We start from the raw sequence: 22,849 nt of genomic DNA on the forward strand, positions 1-22,849 counted from the left end.
AAAATGTTTTACCTATTTTTTGTTTTAAATAATATAATAATGTTTTACTTGTGAATGTTCATTGTTCAGAATACCATTTGGCAAATTTTTCCATTGATTTTCTTCTATGGGAACATTCATCTTTTTCACCAGTAGTGAGCTCTCCAAATGTTTTATTATATTCTTTTACATAGAAGAGTGGATCATATGCAAATCCATTGTTACCTCTTTCTTCTGATAAAATTTCACCAGCGACAGTGCCTAAAAAAGTCTTGGGTTCACATTTGGGTGCACAGTAACCAATACATGACCTGAATTCGGCGTATCTGTCCTGTTCATCTTTTAGTAATTTTATAATTCCCTTATTGGTTAGTGTTTCCTGGACATAAGATGAGTATGTTCCTGGAAAACCGTTAAGGGCTCTGATAAACAAGCCGGTATCATCTACTATTATTGGTTTTTGAAGTTTTTCAGCAACGTATTTTGCTCCATATGCTGCTACTTCTTCTATTGAACCTTGAACTTCAGGATATCCTGGATTTTCATGGTTAACTTCTATTCCAAATTTTTCGAAGATATCTCTTGCCTCTTTAACTTTATGTTCGTTTCCAGTAATAAATGTTACTAACATATTTATAACTATGTTTTTTATCAATAATACTTTTTATGTATACTTAATTTTTTTTAAGAAAAAGAATTTATAAAGGGAGGGTAAAAGAGTTGTATACTTTTCTTAATCAAAGTTTGCTCTTGTTAATTCCTCTGCTTTTTTACGGTATTGCTCTGGGGTTATACCCTTAAGATATGCATAGAATATAGCTCCTCCTGCTCCTACTCCTTCTTTAATACAGCCTTTTGTATAGTTAACAAGTCCTTCCTCTGTTGAATTTTCAAACTTAGGGTCAGCAGCATATATTGATACATCACATATTTGTCTGAATATATCAACCATATTTGCAGTTTCATCATTAGCAACATAGATTGTTGTTGCTACACATATGTTATCAAAATTAAATTCTGGGTCCATAGCTTTAATTATACCACAAACAGCTGCCATCTGAGTACCACCACATAGTGTTACTGGAACAGTACTTCCCATTACTATACCTGCTGTAGCAATCATTGTAGGATCTCCTGCTATTTGAACAGCTTTAATTGGGTCGTCTTTGAGATCTCCTGGTTTAATATCATGTTTTTCTAGTGTAGCGTCTACAACACTATTTTTTAGTTCATGAGGATTAGTAACCATACATCCACTAACTTTATTTCTAACATCATATCCTAATGCTGTTAATACTCCCTGTGCAGTTGTTGTACCTGCAGGTGTGGATTCACCAATCATAATATGGTCTGTTATTTTAGATAATGTTGAACCTATCTCTTTAGCATTAATGTATAGTTCTTTAGCGTTTTCTACACCTATTCCTTCTCTTAGGTCTCCTCCAGGGGTTCCATGTAAATCAATGTATGGTACTTTTGGTGCAATTTCTAGTCCTGCATTAATAGGAATGAAAGGCATATCTAATAAATCGATTGTTGCCTTTGCCAGAATAGCTGGTGATGGTGCAGATAATTCCTCACTGTCTGTACTAGCAATTTCAGGTAAGGTAAGTGGTTCATCTCTTAATATTACTTCTACATCTAGTGCAGGAGTGTATGATGTAAATTCTGGTCCTCCAGCTCCTGTTAAATGGGGTATTTTAGAAATAGCTGTGTTTGATAATACACAGAGAAATACTGTATTTTTTGAATCTTCAACTACTTTCATTTGTTTGTCTGATCCGAATATTTTTATGTTTTCATACAATTTTTTCACCAAAATATAATTGTTTAATTATTAATGTCCTTTTCATAGAAAAAGAAATCCTATTATATTATTATAATATAGATTTTAAATATAATAATAATTATTAAAAATTATTAAATTAGATAAACAAAGATGGGAGAAATTTATTTGATTTGTTTAGGAATTGAAGGAACAGCTGAGAAAACAGGTATTGGAATAGTTGATTCTGATGGAAATATATTAGCTACCTGTGGAGACCAATTATATCCAGAAAAAGGTGGTATACATCCAAGAGAAGCAGCTAATTTTCATGCTGAGCATATTGTTCCATTAATACAGGATGCACTAGAAGAGTCATCACTCACACTAAATGATATTGACCTAGTTTCATTTGCAAAAGGTCCTGGTTTAGGACCAGCACTAAGAACAATAGCTACAGCTGCAAGAAGTCTTTCACAAAATATTGGCGTGCCTCTTATTGGAGTTAACCATTGTATAGGTCATGTTGAAATAGGAAAATTAACAACAGGCGCAAAGGACCCTGTTACATTATATACTAGTGGTGGAAATACTCAGATAATAAGTTATGAAGCTGGCAGGTATAGAATTATAGGTGAAACACTGGATATTGCAATTGGTAATTGTTTAGACCAATTTTCACGTGACATCGGATTAGGTCATCCAGGAGGACCTATTGTAGAAAAACATGCTAGAAATACTGATGAAACAATAGAATTACCCTACGTTGTTAAAGGTATGGACTTATCATTCTCAGGTATTCTCACAAGTGCTATCAATAAGTATAATAGTGGAATTGACCTTGATGTGATATGTAATAGTTTTCAGGAAACATGTTTTGCAATGTTATGTGAAGTTACTGAGAGAGCATTAAGTTACACGGGTAAAGATGAAGTATTATTATGTGGTGGTGTAGCTGCTAATAGTAAGTTACGTGAGATGTTACAGGTAATGTGTGATGACCATTATGTTGATTTTTACATGCCACCAATGAAATATTGCGGGGATAATGGTTCAATGATTGCAAGACTAGGATTATTATCATACAGTGAAGATAAGACTGGTATTAAGAATAGTTATATCAATCCTAAGTATAGGACAGATCAAGTAGAAGTAACATGGATTAAAGATAAAGTAGAGCATAACATAAATCTCCCTAATAATATTAAACATAAAGGTGCGGAAGCTGATATACTAGAAGCTTACTGGGATAATAAACCAGCTATCATAAAAAACAGAGTTAAAAAGAATTATCGTATAGATAAATTAGATAATAAATTACGAGTTGAAAGAACAAAAGAAGAAGCAAAACTATTATCTGATTGTAAACAATACAATGTAAGAACACCATTTATATACTCAGTGGACATCAACAATAAACAATTAATACTAGAAAAAATAGACGCACCACAACTACATGAAATAATAACAGACAATAAAACAGACGGCATGGAATCATTATTTAATAACATCGGCGAAGTAGTTTCAAGCATGCATAATGGGGGAATAATTCATGGTGACTTAACTACATCAAACATACTAGTAGATAATAACATGCCAATATTCATTGACTTTGGACTTGGAAAATATAGCGATTTATTAGAAGATAAAGGAACTGATTTGCTAGTGTTTAAAAAATCATTAACTACAATAACACCTGAAATGTCAGAACAATACTTCAAATGGTTTCTCAGTGGATATGATGATAAAAAAGTAGTAAAAAAAATAGATGAGATCGAAAAGAGAGGAAGATACCTCTAAATTAAGAGTTATTTCATGACTCTTTCCCTTTTTTTATTAATTATTATAATACTATTGATAATACAAATGTTAGTATACCAACAATCCAACAGTAGTATGCAAATATATCTAGACTCCATCCTTCAATCATTTTCATGAGTAATTTAATGGATAAATATCCGAATATTACTGAGGATAAAAATCCAGCTACAAGAACTGTTGTAGTAGCATCGATAATAGCTAAATCTTTAACTTTAAATACTGCTGCTCCTACTACTGCAGGTACACTTAAAAGGAAACTATATCGTGCAGCGTATTCTCTGTTTAATCCAAGACATAAACCTGATGCTATAGTTGCACCTGACCTTGAAATACCAGGTAATACTGCAATTCCCTGACAAATACCTATAGTTATTGCCTGTTTAAATGACATGTCTTTTTCTGTTATGTTTCCTGATGAATGTCTTTCAGAGTAGTATAATATTATTCCTGTAATTATTAAGAATAGACCTACAAATACAGTTCCTCTGAAAATTGTTTCGACAGCGTTATTAAATAACAATCCTATAATTCCTGTAGGTATTGTTGCAATAAGTATCAGCCATGCAAAACGTTCTTCAGGTACTCTTCGTAATCCATCCTTAAATTTATCAAAACCCTCGGTTAGATTAATTATACTAACAATAAATCCTTTAATAATATTTATAATATCTTTCCAGAAGAAAGTAAATATAGCAACTAATGTTCCTACGTGTAGTATGACATCAAAAGCAAGTCCTGTTTCTACACCAAGAAGATGTGGAACTATAACTAGATGTCCTGAACTACTTATTGGTAGAAATTCACTAATACCTTGTACTGCTCCTAGAATGATTGCACTAATTATATCTAGCAATATATCACCATTTAATATGAATTAGGAAAGATGTAAATTTTCCTTAATTACTATTTGTTAAACAAGATATAAGGTTGTTAGTAATTTATTTAAAAATAAGATAAAAAAATAGAAAAAGAAAGATAATATTGATGGAGTTTAGATGAAATCTAACCATCCGTATTTATCTTCTACTTTATTGTTTAATACATCAAACAAGTGTTCCTGTATTTTCTTGGTTACTGGGCCACGTTTTCCTTTACCAATTTGTATTTTATCAATAGATCTAATTGGTGATAATTCAGCTGCGGTACCTGTGAAGAATACTTCATCAGCTGTGTATAATCTTTCTCTAGGTATACGTTCTTCATGTACTTTGTAACCTAAATCTTTTGCAATAGTTATGACAGTATCTCTTGTAATACCTTTTAATACTGATGATCCAATGTTTGGGGTGTATAGTTCACCATCTTCTACAAAGAACACGTTTTCACCAGTACCTTCTGCTACCTCACCATTATAGTTTAGTAATATACTTTCCTTGTAACCATTAGAAGTTGCTTCTATTTTAGCTAATTGTGAGTTCATATAGTTTGATCCAGCTTTAGCTAGGTTTGGCATAGTGTCAGGTGCCATTTTTCTCCAAGAGGAAGTGCATACATCTATTCCTTGTTCTAATGCATCTTCACCGAGATATTGACCCCATGCCCAAACACCTATAACTGTTTCTATAGGACAGTTTAATGGGTAAACACCTAATTCCTGATATCCTCTGAATACGATTGGTCTTATGTAACAAGATCGGATATTGTTTATGTTAATTGTATCCTTGACAGCTTCACACATTTCATCTAGTGTGTATGGGATGTCCATTCTGTATACTTTTGCTGAGTTTTCCAATCTTTTCATGTGGTCTTTTAATCTGAATACTGCTGGTCCTTTTTCTGTATCATAGCATCTAAGACCTTCAAATACACTACTACCATAGTGAACTACGTGTGACATTACATGTATTTGAGCGTCTTTCCAGTCTATTAATTCTCCATTGAACCAGATTTTTCCTGTTTCATCGAATGCCATATTATTAATTCCTTCTATTTATTCTTATAATATTATATCTTTTTCTTATAATATAACTATTAAGATTATAAATACTAATTCACAATTTCCTTTATAAAGAAACATGCTTTTCATAGTAATATTTAATAATTCTTTAATCATTTATCTATAAAAAAAAGTTCATGACAAGAAAGTGTCTTGCCATATCATGTTTTAATCATTTAATTTGAACTTGAACTTGACCCTGAGCCTGAGCTTGATCCAGAGGATGAACTTGATCCGGAATCTTCATAGTCTTGACTTGACCCTTCATCTGAGCTAACAGTATTTGAATTAGAGTTACTTTCCCCGTTTATGTCATCTGTTCCATTGATATCCATTGTTTCATTTGTTTCATTTGTCATGTTAGTTGTATTTGTATTATTTATAGTTGTATTATTGTTATTGTTTGTTGTATTATTTGTTGAATTATTAGTATTATTAGGAATAAATGGTGTAATTTGTCTAAGCATGTTTAAGAAATCATTCCACCACATGTCAACATGTCCTATTATTCCAGTTTCTTTTGGATGTTTACAGGAACAGTTATCTGGACAGTCACATGATTCGTTACAATAGTAACATCCATTATTATTCCTTATCTGATTTTCATTTCCAGTTATGTTTTCAAAGTTTGGATCTTTACATAAGCATGAATTATTACAATGACATTCTGTAGAATTACATGCATAACATGGTGCACTTTGGTCATTATAAGTAGGTTGTGCTGCTGATAATGAGGTTATGCCTATTGTAATAACTGCAATTAAAGATATGATTGCTATTATTATCTTTTTATTCATAGTATCCTTCTCTATTTATCAAAAAATTATTTCCTTATCAATTTAATCTGTTATATTATATCATTTTTAGTAAATAAAATATTTTGGATATTTCACGTGATTTTATTCTATTATTTTCAGACTTTATTATTTAATTAATCATGATAATTTATGGAAATGTTTATATATAATGATTATAAAAAGTATAATATGTTGATATAATTTATATCATAACATGGGCTGGTGGTCTAGGGGTATGATACCTCCCTTACAAGGAGGGGATCAGGAGTTCAAATCTCCTCCGGCCCATTCAAATTAACTAAAATAACTAATTTTCAGTTTAACATTACATGATTCAATATAATCATATTATTTTAAAATGTCAAATAAAATAGTAACATTTATATAGTACTTTAAAGTAATAGTATAATAGTGCTTTAATTAGGACTACTACGATTTTTTTAACATGGGCTGGTGGTCTAGGGGTATGATACCTCCCTTACAAGGAGGGGATCAGGAGTTCAAATCTCCTCCGGCCCATTCAAATTAACTAAAATAACTAATTTTCATACAATTAATCAGATTATTACTAAAATTAAATAATTTATTCTAAAAAATCCTTAGAAGTTATAATACTTATTTTAAAAACAGTAACTCAGTTTAATTAAAAAAATAGTATAGTCTAATTTTAAATTTAAGTTTTTTATATTTTAAAAAAATAGAAAATGAGAGAAACTTTAAATATTCTAGTTTTACATTGTTAATGTTGCAATAGCTATTATTAGTGATATAAAGAATAATACAAATCCTTTGAATAATACATCAGATAGGTTTCTATCCACCAGTAGTAATCCACCGAAACAAATTACTGCACTTGTACCAATTTTACCTATACCTGTGTATGGTCCCATTGTCATTATATTAAATAAGTAAGATACTGCTGATGCAATAATTAATAATACTATCATGTATACTATGGTATGGTTTTTGAAGAAATCTAATACTCCACCCATATTCACTGAAACATGACTTACACTAGAACCAACATTACTTAATCTGTTACGTGAAGAGTAAGATGGTCTTGAATAATTAATATTTCTATTATTATTGTTATTTCTTTTAAATAAGGAGTGGGAGCTACTTCTATTGCTACCTCGATGTGGATTTAGACTAGCTGGTTTAGTATTAACCGGTTCATAGTATTCGTAGTCATCATAGTCTTCTTCATCTGTTGGCTCTGTTACTATGGTACGTTTTGCCGCATAGTTTTTAGCTATTTTTATTAATCCTTTTCTGTCTACAAGTTTAATATTTCTTTTTTGTGCATATACTGCTGCACTATGTGTATAACTACTTGTTGTAAATATGATTATTTTAGATGCATTGGTAGCTCTTGCTGCATTTTCCATATCTTTTAATACATCTAATCCTATCTTCCAGGGTTCTTCATAGTTTTTACAAGCTACTATTACGTTAACTTCTCCTACAGAAGTATTAAGAACACCATAGATATCAATTACTTGATTAGCTATTTTATAATTTTTTGTTATTCTAAAACCACTATCTTCCATGATAGTAGCAATAAAATTAACCAATCGATCTTTTTCCAAGTTTCTCCCTCAATATAATTAGCTTTATGTTTGTTTTGTGTATATTTTTTATATTTAATACTGAGTTATATTTTTATTATTTCATGTATAATAATTTAACGATATACCTATTTTTTTGGTAATTACTATATTTCTATGTATTATCTTGTTAATTTATTGGAGAATAGATTATTTTCTCATGGTTTCAAGGGGCTTCTAGTATTATTTTTTAGTAAATGTTTAAAGAATAATAAGAAGAACGTGATATACATAATAATATGAAAATCTTAATAACGAACGATGATGGAATACATTCTAGTGGTCTTCTAGCTGTGAATAATGCTGTGAAGGATTTTGGAGAAACAACAATAATAGCACCAGTAACACAGCAAAGTGGTGTAGGACATGCAATAACATTAATGAAACCTTTAAGAGCTTATGATACAAAATTAAAGGATGGAACTATAGGATATGCGGTAACAGGAACACCTACTGACTGTGTGATAATAGGGTCACAGGGTATTATGGATGAACAGCCTGATCTTATAATATCTGGTATAAATACTGGTGAGAATTTAGCTAAATCAATTACAACATCCGGAACTTTAGGCGCTACTTTCGAAGCATCAACATTTAATATACCTGCAATTGCTGTATCTATACAGGTTATACGTGAAGATATTAAATTTAAAGATGGTGCACATGAAATTGATTATAGTTTTGCTGAGAAGATACTTAATAAATTAGTTAAAAAGGTCATGAAACAGGGAATGCCGGATGGAGTAGATATTTTAAATTTAAATGTACCATCAAAACCTAAATCTGAGGAAATTATTCAAGCTCCATTTGCTGATAGAATGTATAGTACTAATGTAGAAAAAAGAATAGATCCATATGGTCATCCTTACTATTGGATAGTGGGCAGTCTTACAGGAGAAGAAGATGTTGGAACAGATGTACACACATTACGGGTATTACGCCAACCTGTAGTAACACCAATATCAACAGATATGGATGCTAATGTAGATATTACTAAATGGTTAGAAGAATAAATATTTTTTACTTATTTTCTAATCACATCAATACCCATGACTTTGTCCACACCCTTTTTTTCTATATCATACGCAATATAACTGCTTCCAATAGCACCACTTTTACTTGTAAGAACCCGTACTGGTGCTAGACGTTCAACTTTTTCTTTTATCATACCACTTATGTTGATGGGAGTTGTCATACATCCTCCAGAACCTGTAAGGATAATACCATCAAGGTCAGATTCCATGATACCATATAATCCATATATTTCCATAACAACACTCATTACAAGGGAATCTATTGCTAATAATCCTTTCTTATCTTTTTGAACAGCTTTTTTTATTATATCCTCTTTCACATTGTTTATTTTACTGTTTACATCTGCAATTTTTGATATTCCAGCATGTGAAAAGCATTCATTTGCTGTTTTCTTGCCTTCATCTATTTCCCGTATCATGCTTAGGTCTAGAGGACCGTGTATAAATCCCATTGCTCCTAGACATGCATCTATTGCACCTTTTATTTCACCATTTTCTACCAGTATGCAGACAGTGTTTGAGCTAATATCTGCTATTATCATGTTTTTCCATCCAGTTGTTTGATATGCGTAGTAGGTTAGGCTTACTTTTTCTGAACTTGCACAATGTGAGTAGCTTGCCCTGAATCGGTCATCTAGGAATTCACAGTCTGAATGTAGTCCTGGTATGAGTACTGCTGGTATTTTTAGGGATTCAATGTCTGTGTATACGTTACTTCCTCCTCCTGTTACTTTTCCAGCACCGTGTATTGATTGTATTCCTCTGTTTTTTACTTGTCCTAGCGGTGTTATTTTTGTTATTGCATCACCCATTGCATAGGTCATTGCCAGTAGTTTTATTTTTTTTATATCTACTTTTTCTTGAAGTGTATCTTTGAATGATACTTCTTTTCTGGATAGTTTATTCCTGTTTAGTTGAATATATGTTACCTCTTCTTTGTTTTCATCTATTATTTCGAAGGATACTGCTGTTGTTCCATGATCCATACCCATATAGTAATTCATATTTTCACCGTTAAATCTATTTATTTTAAAATTAGTGGGGTGTAATGTAATAAAATAAGAGTGTTATTGTTTAAAAAGAGTTATTATATTTTTAGTTTAAGTTGTAATTTTTTTAAAAAAAAGAGTTAAAAGAGGTTATTGTATTTATTCCTCTTTTTCTAATCCACATGCGATTCTTAGGTTTTTACCTACTTTTTCGATTTGTTTTTCTCCTTCTAATCTTCTTTGTGTTAAGAGTTTAGGATAGGAGTTTGAAGAGTCTACAGCAAATTCAGTTGCGAATGTACCGTTCTGAATTTCTTTTAAGATTTCTTTCATGTTTGCTTTTGATTCGTCTGTGATGATTCTATCTCTTCTTGTTAATCCACCGAATTCTGCGGTGTTACTTACATCATGCCACATGTTTCCGAATCCTTTTTCATAGATTAAATCTACGATAAGTTTCATTTCGTGGCAGGTTTCGAAGTATGCCATTTCTGGTTTGTATCCTGCTTCTACTAGTGTTTCAAATCCAGCTTGAATAAGTGCTGTTAATCCACCACATAATACAGCTTGTTCTCCGAATAAGTCTGTTTCTGTTTCTTCTCTGTAGGTTGTTTCAATTACACCTGCTCTTGTGAGTCCTACTGCTTTTGCCATTTCCATTGCAATGTCAAATGCGTCTCCGGTTGCATCTTGTTCAATTGCTACTAGACCTGGTGTTCCGAATCCTTCGAGGTATGTTTCTCTTACTTTGGATCCTGGTGCTTTAGGTGCAATCATTGTGATGTTTACGTCTTCAGGTACTCTTATACGATTGAAGTGTATGTTGTATCCGTGTGAGAATGAAATTGTGTTTCCTGGTTCAAGGTTGTCTTTGATTTGGTTTTCATATACATCTTTTTGTATTTCATCAGGAATTAAGATGTGTATGATATCTGCTTCTTTAGAAGCTTCTTCGATTGTTTTTACTGTTAAACCTGCTTCTTTTGCTTTGTTCCAGGATTTTCCGCCTTCTCTTAAACCCATTACAATGTTTAATCCGCTATCTTTCATGTTTAGGGATTGTCCATGTCCTTGGCTTCCGTATCCTATTACTGCAATGGTTTTGTCTTTTAATACGTTTGTTGTAACGTCATCGTCATAATAAACTTTCATTTTATCGAGTACTCCTATAATTTAAATAAATTTTATAAATTACAAATCTGTATACAATAAATAATATGTCATGTCTTAATATAAAACATTTTATTTTATTATCATAACCAAAAGTTATTTTTTAATTATTTAATAGTCAATTAAAATAAAGAATGCATGCATATATATTATATAAGATTAGATTACCCTAGGTGAAAATATATGAAGCCATTAGAATTTAGAGATACAGAAATACGTGGAAGAAAACATCCTGCAATTGACCAGGTTCAGATTATAAATAATCAGACAAACTTTCCTATCAGTTGGTTAAATACTCAGGGGTATTGTGAATATTCCCTGTATTTAGAAAACTTTCAGCATATTAAAGTTAAAGCAAATAAAGCAATGCTAAGGGGTACAAAGGTACATAATAAACTTGAAGAGAACTTTAAGAAGGATGCGGTTGTTAAGCCATTAGATGAGATAATATCAACATCAAAGACACAGGAAGTTCTCTCCAGGGAATTTTTTGTCATGAGTGAATCCTATGGTATAAGAGGGTATATTGATGAAATATGGCTTACTCCAGATAGTATTGTTATAATAGATGATAAACCAGGTAGTAGAGCTTATTATTCAATGATTCATCAGGTATATGCATATTGTTTAGCATATAAGGATTCTATTGGTGATGATAGGAAAATTGAGGGAGCACTTAGAACTAGAGGTACTGATAATATATTTTGGCGTCATGAATTTGATGAGGAAGCTGAAAATGAGATAATAGATCTTATAGAACATGTGCAGAATTTAATTGCAGGTGAAGATGACTTTATTCCAACAACTAATCCGAATAAGTGTCGCGCATGTAGATTTAATAATGCATGTCCTAATGCACAATAAAAAAAGAGTATATATAAAAGGGGGATTATAATACTTTATGTCCCCGTGTAATTGCTGTCACACCCGTTTTTGCTGTTTCTTTTATACCATAGGGTCTTACTAATTTTGTCAATGCCTTTATCTTTGTTGGGTCTCCTGTTATCTCTATTGTCACTGATTTTTCTGTAACATCAACTATATGTCCGCGGAAGATGTTGGTGTACTGTATTATCTCTGATTTTGTTTTCTCATCTGGTGCATGTACTTTTATCAGTGCTAATTCTCTTCTTATACTGGTACTTGGATTTAGTTCTCTGACTTTTATTATTTCTATTAGCTTGTTTAATTGTTTTGTTATCTGTTCCAGTATCTGGTCGTCTCCTGTTGTTGTTATTGTTATACGTGAAAGTGCTGGGTCATCTGTTTTTCCTACTGTTATATTATCTATGTTAAAGTTACGTCTTGTGAATAGTCCTGAAACTCTTTGTAGTACTCCTGGCTTATTTTCTACTAATATGCTTATGGTGTGTTTTTGTATTTTACTCATATTAATCAGTCCTCTGTTTTATATTCTCCAACTATTTTTGTTATTTTTTCACCAGGTGGTACCATTGGTAGTAGTTCATCTGAATCTATCACTACATCGATTACTGTTGGTTCTCTTGATTTAAGTGCATTTTGTATTGTTTCTCTTAATTCTCCTGGTTTTTCTACTTTTGTTCCTTCTATGCCATATGATTTAGCTAGTTGTACAAAGTCTGGTCTTGGTGATAGTTTTGTCTGTGATATTCTGTTGTTGTAGTATAGTACTTGCCACTGGTATACCATTCCGAGGTATCTGTTATCTAATATAACTGTTACAATAGGTAGGTCGTAGTCTTTTATTGTTGCTAGTTCCTGGGATACCATTTGGAATCCTCCGTCACCAACTACTGCCAGTACATTTTCTTCTGGTTTTGCTACTTGTGCTCCTATTGCTGCTGGTAGTCCGAATCCCATTGTTCCCAGTCCACCGGATGATATGAATGTTCGTGGTTTTCTTGTTTTATAGTAGTGTGCCATCCACATCTGGTTCTGTCCTACATCTGTAGTTACAATGGTTGTTGGTGTAATGGAATCCATTATTTCTTTTATTGTATCCTGTGGTTTTAAGGGTGTGGTATTAAATGTCATTTTAGGTACATATGCCTGTCTTTTTGCTACTACATCATTTGTCCATGCATCATGATTTCCATCTTCTATCTCAGATATCATGTCTCTTAGAACTATTTTTGCATCTCCAACTATTGGAATGTCTATTTTAACATTTTTACCTATCTCTGCCGGATCTACATCAACCTGTATCTTTGTAGCATTAGGTGCGAATTCGGATACTTTTCCTGTTGTACGGTCTGAGAATCTGCATCCAATAGTTATTAGACAATCACAATCAGTGACAGCATGATTTGTTGATTCAAGTCCATGCATTCCAAGTAATCCTAGGGATAATTCATCATCCTCTGAAATAGCTCCTTTTCCCATTAAAGTAGTGGCTACTGGTATGTTTGTAATCTTTGCAAATTTAGCTAATTCATTTGATGCATTTGCTAGTATAACTCCTCCACCAGCAAGTATTATAGGTTTTTCTGCATTTTGTATAGTTTTTACAGCATGAACTATTTGTTTCTTATTTCCCTTGGTTGTTGGTTTGTATCCTGGTACCTTAAACTCCTTACGCATATCATGCTCTGTTACCTCACCTTCAAGAACATCCTTTGGTAGGTCAATTACAACTGCTCCAGGTCTTCCAGTTGATGCTATATGGTATGCTTCATCAACTACTTGCGGTAATATACTTGATTTTCGTGGTTGAAAGTTTTCTTTTGTAATAGGCATGGTTAAACTTACAGTATCTACTTCCTGGAATGCATCTGTTCCTATGATTCCTGTTGTTACCTGTCCTGTTAATGCTATTATTGGTGATGAATCTATATTTGCTGTTGCAATACCTGTTATTAGGTTGGTTGCTCCAGGACCTGATGTTGCAATACATACACCTGGTTTTCCGGATACTCTTGCATATCCATCTGCCGCATGTGCTGCTGCTTGTTCGTGTCTTACTAGTATATGTCTAATATCAGAATCATATATAGAATCATATAATGGCAGTAGTACTCCTCCAGGATATCCAAATACTGTGTCTGTACTATTTTCTTTTAGTTTTTTTAGTAGTGCTTCACTTCCGTTCATGTTTTATAGCTCCCATAATTGAATTATTCTTTACTTTCTATTATTTTATTCTCAAATATTTTTCTTTTTTTTTATAAATTCATAGATTGACATTCACAACGTTTTATGTCCCCGTGTAATTGCTGTCACACCTGTTTTTGCTGTTTCTTTTATACCATAGGGTCTTACTAGTTTTGTCAATGCCTTTATCTTTGTTGGGTCTCCTGTTATTTCTATTGTCACTGATTTTTCTGTAACATCAACTATATGTCCGCGGAAGATGTTGGTATACTGTATTATCTCTGATTTTGTTTTCTCATCTGGTGCATGTACTTTTATCAATGCCAGTTCTCTACGAATAGTATTCCCTGGTTTAAGTTCTCTGACTTTTATTATTTCTATTAACTTGTTTAATTGTTTTGTTATCTGTTCCAGTATCTGGTCGTCTCCTGTTGTTGTTATTGTTATACGTGAAAGTGCTGGGTCATCTGTTTTTCCTACTGTTATATTATCTATGTTAAAGTTACGTCTTGTGAATAGTCCTGAAACTCTTTGTAGTACTCCCGGCTTATTCTCTACTAGTATACTAATTGTATGTTTACGTGTACTATTCATCTTTTATTCTCTCCTAACTTAATGAAATTCTGTTTTCATACAATCAAGTCTGCTACCTGGTGGTACAATAGGTAATAATTCATCTGGATTTATTACAACATCTATCACAGTAGCTTCTCTTGATTTAAGTGCATTTTGCACTGCTTCTTTTAGTTCTCCTGGTTTTTCTACTCTTTCTCCTTTAAGTTTGTATGCTTCGGCTAGTTTTACAAAGTCAGGAGTATCTGTTAGTTTTGTAGCATATACGTGTTTGTTGAATAATTTCTGTAGCTGTGCTACCATTCCAAGGTATCTGTTATTTAGAATACATACTACAATTGGTAGATCATTTTCTTTTATTGTTGCTAATTCCTGAGATACCATTGCAAATCCGCCATCACCTACAATAGATACAACATTTTCTTCTGGTTTTGCTACTTGTGCTCCTATTGCTGCTGGTAGTCCGAATCCCATTGTTCCCAGTCCACCGGATGATATGAATGTTCGTGGTTTTCTTGTTTTATAGTAGTGTGCCATCCACATCTGGTTCTGTCCTACATCTGTAGTTATTATTGTGTCAGGGGTTACAGCTTCCATCAATTCTTTAATTGTCTGCTGAGGTTTTAATGGAACTTCATCGTAGCTAATATTTTCTACAGAGTTCTGTCTTATTTTTGTAAGTTCCTTTGTCCAATTAGTTCTGTCTGGAAATTCTACTTCTTTAATAAATTCATTTAGCGTGATTTTTGCATCACCTACTATTGGAACATCTATTTTAATTGTTTTACCGATTTCTGCAGGGTCTATATCTATCTGAATCTTTGTAGCATTTGTTGCAAATTTATCCATGTTGCTGACACTACGATCTGAAAACCTGCATCCAATAGCTATTAGACAATCACATTCCGTTAATGCTTTGTTTGTGGATTGTATTCCATGCATTCCAATCATTCCAAGAGATAAGGGGTCTTCCTCTGAAATTACTCCTTTTCCCATTAAAGTAGTTGCAATTGGAATCTCAGTTAGTTTAGCAAATTTAATTAATTCCTCAGATGCATTAGATAATATAACTCCTCCACCAGCAAGTATCAAAGGCTTTTTTGAATCATTAATTATTTCAATTGCCTTTTTTATCTGTTTTTTATTTCCTTTAGTAGTAGGTTTATATCCTGGTGTCTGAGTATTTGGTTTAATATTATCTAATGATATTTCCTCTTTAAGAGCATTAGTAGGTAAATCTATAACTACAGGACCTGGTCTACCTGTTGAAGCAATATAATATGCTTTATCCACCACTTCTGGTATTTTATCTGCACTTCTTGGCTGATAATTGTGTTTACTAATAGGCATTGTGATTCCAATAGTATCTACTTCTTGAAATACATCTTTTCCAATGAGATTTGTAGCTACTTGTCCTGTTAACAATACTATTGGTGAAGAATCCATATGAGCAGTTGCCACGCCTGTGATTGTATTGGTTGCTCCCGGACCTGATGTTGCTAGGCACACACCCACTTTTCCTGATGCTCTTGCATATCCATCCGCTGCATGAGCTGCTGCTTGTTCATGTCTTACGAGAATATGATTAATATCTGATTCACATAGGGCATCGTAAAATGGCAGTAGTACTCCTCCAGGGTATCCAAAGATAGTATCTGTACCATTTTCCTTTAATTTCTTAATTAATAGTTCACTACCTTTCATTTTAACACCAATTTTTTCCATATTGAAATTGTAAATCTCAATTATTTTTTATTATTATATAAATATGTTATTTGAAAGAATTATATTTTTTTATGAATTAAGCTAGCTGGATGTGAACAGTTAAATAGAATAATTATTAAAAATTTTACAAAAGAATTAAGATATCCAGTATTCTCATATGAATTCTTGAAAAATAGGAAGATATAATTTAAGTTTTATTTGGTGAAGAAATGGATGAAAACAAAAGTAATGATAATGTTGATATAATTAGAGGAGATCCTAAAGAAGCAATTAGAAAATTAGCACCGCCTTTAATTATTTCACTTTTAATTATGAGTCTGTATAATATTATAGATAGAATATGGATTGCAGGTTTAGGAACTGAGCCGCTTGCAGCATTAGGATTTGTAGCACCTCTTTACATGGTTATTGTAGGATTAGGTAATGGTTTAGGTGCTGGTGCAAATTCATTAATCTCACGATATATTGGTTCTAATAATTATGATGAAGCAAGTAATGCTGGTATTCATGGATTGTTGATTGTAGTACTATTTTCAATATTAATTCCAATCATAATAATACCTTTTTTAAAACCTATAATTGTTTTAATAGGAGCTTCAGAAGTATTAACATATGCTGAAAGTTATATTTCTATAATATTTATAGGTACATTTGCATTCCTGTTAAATGGTCTTTTTGCAAATCAATTAAGAGCTGAAGGGGATGTAAAACGTTCAACATTTATCATGGTTTCTGGAGGAATAATAAATATTGTCCTTGATCCTGTAATGATATATCTATTAAACTTTGGATTAACTGGTGCAGCTTATTCCACTGTGATATCGAATATTATTCCTGATTTACTGGCAGTTTACTGGTTATATATAAGTAAGTCTACTTATCTGGATTATGGAATTAATAGGTTTAAATTCAAATGGACTGTTATTAAGGATTTATTAGCTGTCGGACTTCCTGCAAGTATTGAAGAATTAATAATGGCAGTTGTAAACATAGTTACAAATGGAATGTTGTCAATTGTTGCTGGAACTGCTATTGTAGCATCATTCACATCTGCATTTAGTATTATTGAAATTGCTACAATGCCTACAGTCGGTGTTGGTATAGCTGCTATTACAGTTGCGGGAGTTGCATTTGGTGAGAGAAATTATAATAAACTTAAAACTACAGGTCATTATTCAATTAAATTAAGTTTAATAGTCTCCTGTATATCATTAATTATAATATACTTGTTTGCTCCACAAATAGCATATCTATTTGCATATGGTTCTAATAGTGGATCTTTAAATACATTAATAGTTCAATGTTTAAGAGACCTGTCTTTATTCCTTATTGCTGGTGCAATAGGTATTGTTTCTGCAAATGTTTTACAGGGAATGGGAAAAGGAACAATGTCTTTAATCCTAACAGTTAATCGTGAAGTAATCTTGATATTGTTATTCTCTTATATCTTAGGCTTTGTATTCTCATGGGGAGTAAAAGGCATATTATATGGTATGACTATAGGTGTGCTTGTAGGTTCATTAGTAGCTTTATTAGTATTTGAATTATATTTAAAAAGATTTAAAGAGATTGAACTAAGAGGCACGCATTGAATTTAATAATTACTAACTAATAGTAGTTATTTTTTCTATTTTTTTTAGATGCTTATTTTAACTTTATTAAGTATCCTTTCTGAATTAATGATTAATGTTAAATTTAATAGAAAATTAGGCTTTGTAGAAATCCTATTTTTGCAAAATTTGAATAGATCTATAAATATTATAAAACACATTTTTTAATTTTGTTTCTTTTATTTGTAATTTCGTAGATCTACTATTGTTTATTCCATTAAATCTTCTTTTTTGAATACTATTCACACATTCTACTTGATTTCTGAAGTTATATACTGGTTTTAAGAAGATAGTTCTACATTTACTCCTATATTTTCCTGATTTTTGTCTAGTTTTCACAGGTATTTGTGGTAATGCTGTTGTTTCTTCTACTATTGTTTTTTTAATTATTTCTGAGTCATATGCTCTATCTGCTAATATATACCGTGGTTTGTACTTCTTTATTGCTCTAATTGCACTTATTGCAAATACTGTATCGAATTTTGGTCCTTTTAAAGCATTGTAATGTCTTATTAACATATATTTTGAATCGATTGTGATATGGTTTTTTATGTATTGTCGTCTTGTTTTATTTGTTCTATTGTTGTAATAGATGTCTGAATAGGAATTAGTGTATCCTGTTCCATCTAAACTGAAATAACACTCTTTCACAGGGAAATATTGTAATAATAGTCTGTTAATATTGTTTATTTGTTTTGTTTCTATTCTTTTGAAGAATTTCTGAATTGTTGTGTGATGTGGTATCGTTTTTAGTCTTAAAGCTTTCTGTAATTTAGTTGATACGTTTAGATTATCAATTGTTGTTCTGTAATCGTATTTATTGTATATTTTATAAGCTATTATTGCAAATAATTGTGGTTGTGTGTATTTTTTCTTTGAATAGTGTGATGAATATTTGTTAAAAGTTAATTTAGCATAATTATATGCTGTTAATACGAAATCTAACATCATATTGTGTGTTAAATTTATTTTTTCATTTTTGGATATTTCTGATAAATAATTATTATTTTGTCTTTGAATTCCAAAATCGAAAAGTTTAAGTTGTTTAGAATTCAAATACTTATTTGTAGAATAGATATTTTCGTTTAGCATATTTATATCTATTCTACTCTTTAAATAAATACTTATTCTTATTGTATTACTTTTAAACTTATTATTATTCTTTGATTTTATAATTTAGATTAATTTCAAGTGTAATTTTTTTATTTAATTATCTATTTTCTATTATAATTTAATTTTAAAAGATCTGATAATGTTTTCATAAAGATTTTTATTATAAAATTATATGTTTTCTACAAAGCCGAAAATTAATAAAAATATAAAAATTATATATATTAATAACGTTACTATTTCATGATAGATTAAGAAATAACGGAATATCACTTAAATTAACGGGATGTGAATATAGAATGAAAATATTAGTAGTAGGTAGCGGTGCACGTGAACATGCAATAGCTAAGGCATTAGATAGGACTGCAGATGTATACACATATATGGGAAGAAAAAATCCAGGACTAGCAAGATTATCTGTAAACTATGAAGTAAATGATGAATCAGACTTTGGTTCAATAATTAAATTTGCAAAGGATAATGAAGTGGAATTAGCATTTATCGGACCTGAAGCACCTCTGGAAAAGGGTATTGTAGATGAATTAGCAAAAGAAGGAATCCCTTCTGTAGGACCAACAAAGAAAGCAGCACAAATAGAAACAAACAAAGCATTTATGAGACAGTTATTCGATGATTATAATATACCAGGATCAATAAAACATGGAACATTTTATGATCTTGACGAAGCATTTAAGTACATCGATGAGTTTGGTGGTCCAGTAGTAATAAAACCTATAGGATTAACTGGTGGAAAAGGAGTTAAAATTGTTGGTGATCAACTAGCAGATAATAATGAAGCAAAAGAATATGTAAAAGAGATTTTCGACCAGAAAATGGGTGGATTTGAAGGAGTAGTAATAGAAGAATTATTACTCGGAGAAGAATACACAATACAGGCATTTGTAGATGGAGAACATATTTTACCAATGCCAGCAGCACAGGATCATCCACATGCATTCGAAGGAAATAAAGGACCGATAACTGGTGGAATGGGTTCATACTCTGATAAAAATCATCTATTGCCTTTTTTAACTAAAAAAGATTACGATGAATCAGTATCCATAATGAAACAAACAATAGATGCAATAAAAGAAGAGGCAGAACCATACAAAGGAATATTATATGGACAATTCATGCTATGTGCAGATGGACCAAAAATCATAGAATACAATGCAAGATTTGGTGATCCAGAATCAATGAATGTATTATCACTACTAGAATATGACTTAGCACAGATAGCAAGACAAATAGTAGACGGAGAATTAAATACAGTAGTATTCAGTAACAAAGCATCTGTATGTAAATATGTAGTGCCAGATAAATATCCAAACACAGAAGCAAATGACACAATAGTAACAATTGATGAAGAAAAAATCAATGATTTGGATGCTGAAGTATACTATGCAGCAGTATACAGTGATGAAAATGATGATATAAAATTAACTTCATCAAGAGCAATAGCAGTACTAGCAGTAAGAGATACAATAAGCGAATCAGAAAAAGCATGTGAAGAAGCAATAAACTATATTAATGGTGAAGTATACCATAGACGTGATGTTGCTACAGAAGCATTGTTAAATGAGAAAATAGAGCATATGAAAGAGATTAGAGGATAATTTTAATATTATTCTTATTTAATTTCATACTACCACTATTTTTTTCTTAATCAATCATATTTTATAATTTTTTTTTAATTATTTTCGATAATATCTACGTAATTTAATAATCTTTTTTAATTACTTAAAACAAATAGATATATTATTTATTATTCGAAATTATAGTTTATAAAAAAAATTTTTTTATTAAAGGGGAAGGAATAAAATGGACAATTTATTATCAATGTCTGATGCAAAAGATGAAGTATTCGATATACTTGACACAGCAGCAGATTTAAAATCAGGCAAAATAAAAGAAAAACCGTTTAAAGACAAATATTTAGGAATGATTTTTGAAAAATCATCAACAAGAACAAGAGTATCCTTTGAAGTTGGAATGAATCAGCTAGGTGGAACACCATTATATTTATCAAGTAAAGATTTACAGTTAAATAGAGGAGAACCAATATCTGACACAGCACGTGTACTGTCACGATTCCTTGACTGTATAATGATAAGAGCAAAGAAACATGAAACAGTAGAAGAACTAGTTAAGTATGCTACAATACCTATTATCAGTGGATTAACTGATAAAGAACATCCTTGTCAAGCATTCGCTGATTTATTAACAATCAAAGAATATAAAGGAGATTTTAATAGGAAACTAGTGTTTGTTGGTGATGGAAATAATGTATGTAATTCACTACTATTAGCAGCAGCATATGTAGGTATGGATATGACTGTATCATGTCCAAAAGGCTATGAACCAGATAAAGAAATATATGATAGAGCAAAAAAAGTAGCAGAAAAAACGAATGCTACAATAACAATTGAAGAAGACATACACAAAGCAGTAGAAAATGCAGATATACTATATACTGATGTTTGGGTAAGTATGGGTGATGAAGAAGAACAAGAAGAAAGAGAGAGGATATTCAGACCATACCAAATAAACAAACAACTATTATCAGAAGCAAAATCCGATGCAATAGTTATGCACTGTTTACCTGCAATAAGAGATCAAGAAATAACAGATGAAGTAATGACCTCATCTCAATCAGCAATATGGGATCAAGCAGAAAATAGGTTACACGCACAGAAAGCAATATTATATCATATATTAAAAGAATAGAAGATAATTAACAAAAGAACCTTTCCCAAATTATCTTTTTATTACAATAAATCAACACCATATAAAAAATAATTTTTTTTTAAACTTTTAGAGTGGAAGTAAAAATGTTATCAAAAAGAATAATACCATGTTTAGATTGTGATTTACAAGTACCAGAGGGACGTGTAGTAAAAGGAGTTGAATTTAAACAGATTCGATATGCAGGTAATCCTGTAGAATTAGCAACAAAATACTACCAACAAGGTGCTGATGAAATAGTATTTCTAGATATAACTGCATCCCATGAACACAGGTCAACCATGGCTGATGTTATAAAAAAAGCAGTAGAAAATGTATTTGTACCAATATGTGTTGGTGGAGGAATACGTAAAGTGGATGATTATGTTAACATGTTAAAAGCAGGAGCTGATAAATGTTCTACAAATACTGCTGCTATAAAAGATCCATCACTAATCAACAGAGCATCTGAACTAGTAGGAAGCCAAGCATGTGTAATAGGTATAGATGCAAAGAGAAGATATGTTGATAATCCAAGTGAATCAGATGAACACTATATAGTGGAAACTGATGAGGGATATTGTTGGTTTGACTGTAGTATATATGGCGGACGTGAATTCACAGGAATAGATGCAGTTAAATGGGCAATTGAATGTGAAGAACGTGGAGCAGGAGAAATACTACTAACAAGTATGGACCGTGATGGAACTAAAGTAGGATATGATTTAGACTTAACACGTACAATAAGTGAGAACGTCACAATACCTGTTATAGCATCAGGTGGTGTGGGAAATCCAGAACATATATACGAGGCATTTGACAAGGGAAAAGCTGATGCAGCACTAGCAGCTAGTATATTTCACTTTGATGAATATCCAATACATGAAGTAAAACAATATCTTAAAAATAAAAATATTTCAATAAGATTATAAAAAGA

General features: G+C 31.5%; 20 protein-coding genes and 2 tRNA genes. 9 read left to right on the plus strand and 13 right to left on the minus strand.

All coding sequences use genetic code 11. The features are described from left to right. Window positions 1–58: 58 nt before the first annotated feature. Both OTK55_RS02935 and cobT read right to left on the minus strand, forming a co-directional pair. A complete protein-coding gene (locus OTK55_RS02935; protein WP_274870495.1) occupies window positions 59–610 on the minus strand; it encodes an XTP/dITP diphosphatase in 552 nt (183 codons plus the stop codon). A 102-nt stretch (window positions 611–712) separates the two neighbouring features. Continuing rightward, window positions 713–1,786 carry a nicotinate mononucleotide-dependent phosphoribosyltransferase CobT gene (cobT, locus tag OTK55_RS02940; protein ID WP_274870496.1) on the minus strand — a complete coding sequence of 358 codons (1,074 nt, stop codon included), beginning with the start codon at window positions 1,784–1,786 and terminating at the stop codon, window positions 713–715. A 132-nt stretch (window positions 1,787–1,918) separates the two neighbouring features. Between cobT and OTK55_RS02945 the strand changes: the two genes are divergently transcribed. Continuing rightward, window positions 1,919–3,544, plus strand: coding sequence for a bifunctional N(6)-L-threonylcarbamoyladenine synthase/serine/threonine protein kinase (locus OTK55_RS02945; protein ID WP_274870497.1), 1,626 nt, complete (start codon window positions 1,919–1,921; stop codon window positions 3,542–3,544). 43 nt (window positions 3,545–3,587) lie between these two features. Here OTK55_RS02945 and OTK55_RS02950 read toward each other — a convergent pair whose 3' ends face one another. The 3 genes from OTK55_RS02950 to OTK55_RS02960 all read right to left on the minus strand — a co-directional run bounded on the left by OTK55_RS02950 (window position 3,588) and on the right by OTK55_RS02960 (window position 6,298). Beyond that, complete coding sequence (locus OTK55_RS02950; RefSeq protein WP_274870498.1) at window positions 3,588–4,418, minus strand: undecaprenyl-diphosphate phosphatase; 831 nt, start codon at window positions 4,416–4,418, stop codon at window positions 3,588–3,590. Between the two features lie 138 nt (window positions 4,419–4,556). Continuing rightward, window positions 4,557–5,477, minus strand: a complete 921-nt coding sequence (locus tag OTK55_RS02955; RefSeq protein WP_274870499.1) for a branched-chain amino acid transaminase — start codon at window positions 5,475–5,477, stop codon at window positions 4,557–4,559. A 200-nt stretch (window positions 5,478–5,677) separates the two neighbouring features. Then, the gene (locus OTK55_RS02960) at window positions 5,678–6,298 is read right to left on the minus strand and encodes a hypothetical protein (RefSeq protein ID WP_274870500.1); all 621 of its coding nucleotides are present in this window, start codon (window positions 6,296–6,298) and stop codon (window positions 5,678–5,680) included. A gap of 216 nt (window positions 6,299–6,514) precedes the next feature. On the opposite strand from OTK55_RS02960, the gene OTK55_RS02965 reads away from it, so the two are divergent. Together OTK55_RS02965 and OTK55_RS02970 are read left to right on the plus strand one after the other, a co-directional pair. After that, window positions 6,515–6,586 (plus strand) — tRNA-Val (locus tag OTK55_RS02965). Window positions 6,587–6,745: 159 nt separating this feature from the next. Next, window positions 6,746–6,817, plus strand: a tRNA-Val gene (locus OTK55_RS02970). Between the two features lie 212 nt (window positions 6,818–7,029). Here OTK55_RS02970 and OTK55_RS02975 read toward each other — a convergent pair. Continuing rightward, on the minus strand, window positions 7,030–7,887 hold the full coding sequence (locus OTK55_RS02975; protein WP_274870501.1) for a restriction endonuclease: 858 nt from the start codon (window positions 7,885–7,887) through the stop codon (window positions 7,030–7,032). Window positions 7,888–8,144: 257 nt separating this feature from the next. Here OTK55_RS02975 and surE point away from each other — a divergent pair, with 257 nt between their 5' ends. Next, window positions 8,145–8,918: a 5'/3'-nucleotidase SurE gene (surE, locus tag OTK55_RS02980; protein WP_274870502.1), complete on the plus strand. Its 774-nt coding sequence runs from the start codon at window positions 8,145–8,147 to the stop codon at window positions 8,916–8,918. A gap of 11 nt (window positions 8,919–8,929) precedes the next feature. On the opposite strand, the gene OTK55_RS02985 is transcribed toward surE, so the two are convergent. Together OTK55_RS02985 and ilvC are read right to left on the minus strand one after the other, a co-directional pair. Beyond that, window positions 8,930–9,943 (minus strand): methanogenesis marker 12 protein, encoded by a 1,014-nt coding sequence (locus OTK55_RS02985; RefSeq protein ID WP_274870504.1) that lies wholly within the window; start codon window positions 9,941–9,943, stop codon window positions 8,930–8,932. A gap of 144 nt (window positions 9,944–10,087) precedes the next feature. Continuing rightward, window positions 10,088–11,080, minus strand: a complete 993-nt coding sequence (gene ilvC / locus OTK55_RS02990) for a ketol-acid reductoisomerase (protein WP_274870506.1) — start codon at window positions 11,078–11,080, stop codon at window positions 10,088–10,090. Between the two features lie 201 nt (window positions 11,081–11,281). Between ilvC and OTK55_RS02995 the strand changes: the two genes are divergently transcribed. Continuing rightward, complete coding sequence (locus OTK55_RS02995; protein WP_274870507.1) at window positions 11,282–11,962, plus strand: CRISPR-associated protein Cas4; 681 nt, start codon at window positions 11,282–11,284, stop codon at window positions 11,960–11,962. Window positions 11,963–11,987: 25 nt separating this feature from the next. Here the strand turns inward: OTK55_RS02995 and ilvN (OTK55_RS03000) are convergent, their stop codons facing one another. The 4 genes from ilvN (OTK55_RS03000) to OTK55_RS03015 all read right to left on the minus strand — a co-directional run bounded on the left by ilvN (OTK55_RS03000) (window position 11,988) and on the right by OTK55_RS03015 (window position 16,447). Continuing rightward, window positions 11,988–12,488 carry an acetolactate synthase small subunit gene (gene ilvN, locus OTK55_RS03000; protein ID WP_274870508.1) on the minus strand — a complete coding sequence of 167 codons (501 nt, stop codon included), beginning with the start codon at window positions 12,486–12,488 and terminating at the stop codon, window positions 11,988–11,990. A gap of 5 nt (window positions 12,489–12,493) precedes the next feature. After that, complete coding sequence (locus OTK55_RS03005) at window positions 12,494–14,170, minus strand: acetolactate synthase large subunit (RefSeq protein WP_274870509.1); 1,677 nt, start codon at window positions 14,168–14,170, stop codon at window positions 12,494–12,496. A 93-nt stretch (window positions 14,171–14,263) separates the two neighbouring features. Then, window positions 14,264–14,764, minus strand: coding sequence for an acetolactate synthase small subunit (ilvN, locus tag OTK55_RS03010; protein ID WP_274870510.1), 501 nt, complete (start codon window positions 14,762–14,764; stop codon window positions 14,264–14,266). Window positions 14,765–14,782: 18 nt separating this feature from the next. Then, the gene (locus OTK55_RS03015; protein ID WP_274870511.1) at window positions 14,783–16,447 is read right to left on the minus strand and encodes an acetolactate synthase large subunit; all 1,665 of its coding nucleotides are present in this window, start codon (window positions 16,445–16,447) and stop codon (window positions 14,783–14,785) included. A gap of 230 nt (window positions 16,448–16,677) precedes the next feature. Here OTK55_RS03015 and OTK55_RS03020 point away from each other — a divergent pair, with 230 nt between their 5' ends. Further along, on the plus strand, window positions 16,678–18,060 hold the full coding sequence (locus OTK55_RS03020) for an MATE family efflux transporter (protein ID WP_274870512.1): 1,383 nt from the start codon (window positions 16,678–16,680) through the stop codon (window positions 18,058–18,060). A 132-nt stretch (window positions 18,061–18,192) separates the two neighbouring features. Here the strand turns inward: OTK55_RS03020 and OTK55_RS03025 are convergent, their stop codons facing one another. Continuing rightward, window positions 18,193–19,170, minus strand: coding sequence for a transposase (locus tag OTK55_RS03025; protein WP_274870513.1), 978 nt, complete (start codon window positions 19,168–19,170; stop codon window positions 18,193–18,195). A 317-nt stretch (window positions 19,171–19,487) separates the two neighbouring features. Between OTK55_RS03025 and purD the strand changes: the two genes are divergently transcribed. From purD to hisF, 3 genes are all read left to right on the plus strand, one after another. Beyond that, window positions 19,488–20,804 (plus strand): phosphoribosylamine--glycine ligase, encoded by a 1,317-nt coding sequence (gene purD / locus OTK55_RS03030; RefSeq protein ID WP_274870515.1) that lies wholly within the window; start codon window positions 19,488–19,490, stop codon window positions 20,802–20,804. Window positions 20,805–21,009: 205 nt separating this feature from the next. Beyond that, on the plus strand, window positions 21,010–21,915 hold the full coding sequence (argF, locus tag OTK55_RS03035; protein ID WP_274870516.1) for an ornithine carbamoyltransferase: 906 nt from the start codon (window positions 21,010–21,012) through the stop codon (window positions 21,913–21,915). Window positions 21,916–22,019: 104 nt separating this feature from the next. Next, window positions 22,020–22,844 (plus strand): imidazole glycerol phosphate synthase subunit HisF, encoded by an 825-nt coding sequence (gene hisF / locus OTK55_RS03040; RefSeq protein WP_274870517.1) that lies wholly within the window; start codon window positions 22,020–22,022, stop codon window positions 22,842–22,844. Window positions 22,845–22,849: the final 5 nt, after the last annotated feature.

It is taken from the genome of Candidatus Methanosphaera massiliense (assembly GCF_028890305.1).
GTDB lineage: Archaea > Methanobacteriota > Methanobacteria > Methanobacteriales > Methanobacteriaceae > Methanosphaera > Methanosphaera massiliense.

Bases quoted from the DNA above. Each gene is read 5' to 3' on its own strand.
- OTK55_RS02935 (WP_274870495.1), bottom strand. From the start codon at position 610: ATGTTAGTAACATTTATTACTGGAAACGAACATAAAGTTAAAGAGGCA.
- hisF (WP_274870517.1), top strand. From the start codon at position 22,020: ATGTTATCAAAAAGAATAATACCATGTTTAGATTGTGATTTACAAGTA.
- argF (WP_274870516.1), top strand. From the start codon at position 21,010: ATGGACAATTTATTATCAATGTCTGATGCAAAAGATGAAGTATTCGAT.
- OTK55_RS03020 (WP_274870512.1), top strand. From the start codon at position 16,678: ATGGATGAAAACAAAAGTAATGATAATGTTGATATAATTAGAGGAGAT.
- OTK55_RS02985 (WP_274870504.1), bottom strand. From the start codon at position 9,943: ATGAATTACTATATGGGTATGGATCATGGAACAACAGCAGTATCCTTC.
- ilvC (WP_274870506.1), bottom strand. From the start codon at position 11,080: ATGAAAGTTTATTATGACGATGACGTTACAACAAACGTATTAAAAGAC.
- surE (WP_274870502.1), top strand. From the start codon at position 8,145: ATGAAAATCTTAATAACGAACGATGATGGAATACATTCTAGTGGTCTT.
- purD (WP_274870515.1), top strand. From the start codon at position 19,488: ATGAAAATATTAGTAGTAGGTAGCGGTGCACGTGAACATGCAATAGCT.
- OTK55_RS03015 (WP_274870511.1), bottom strand. From the start codon at position 16,447: ATGAAAGGTAGTGAACTATTAATTAAGAAATTAAAGGAAAATGGTACA.
- OTK55_RS02995 (WP_274870507.1), top strand. From the start codon at position 11,282: ATGAAGCCATTAGAATTTAGAGATACAGAAATACGTGGAAGAAAACAT.
- OTK55_RS02945 (WP_274870497.1), top strand. From the start codon at position 1,919: ATGGGAGAAATTTATTTGATTTGTTTAGGAATTGAAGGAACAGCTGAG.
- OTK55_RS02955 (WP_274870499.1), bottom strand. From the start codon at position 5,477: ATGGCATTCGATGAAACAGGAAAAATCTGGTTCAATGGAGAATTAATA.
- OTK55_RS03005 (WP_274870509.1), bottom strand. From the start codon at position 14,170: ATGAACGGAAGTGAAGCACTACTAAAAAAACTAAAAGAAAATAGTACA.
- ilvN (WP_274870508.1), bottom strand. From the start codon at position 12,488: ATGAGTAAAATACAAAAACACACCATAAGCATATTAGTAGAAAATAAG.
- OTK55_RS03025 (WP_274870513.1), bottom strand. From the start codon at position 19,170: ATGCTAAACGAAAATATCTATTCTACAAATAAGTATTTGAATTCTAAA.
- ilvN (WP_274870510.1), bottom strand. From the start codon at position 14,764: ATGAATAGTACACGTAAACATACAATTAGTATACTAGTAGAGAATAAG.
- OTK55_RS02960 (WP_274870500.1), bottom strand. From the start codon at position 6,298: ATGAATAAAAAGATAATAATAGCAATCATATCTTTAATTGCAGTTATT.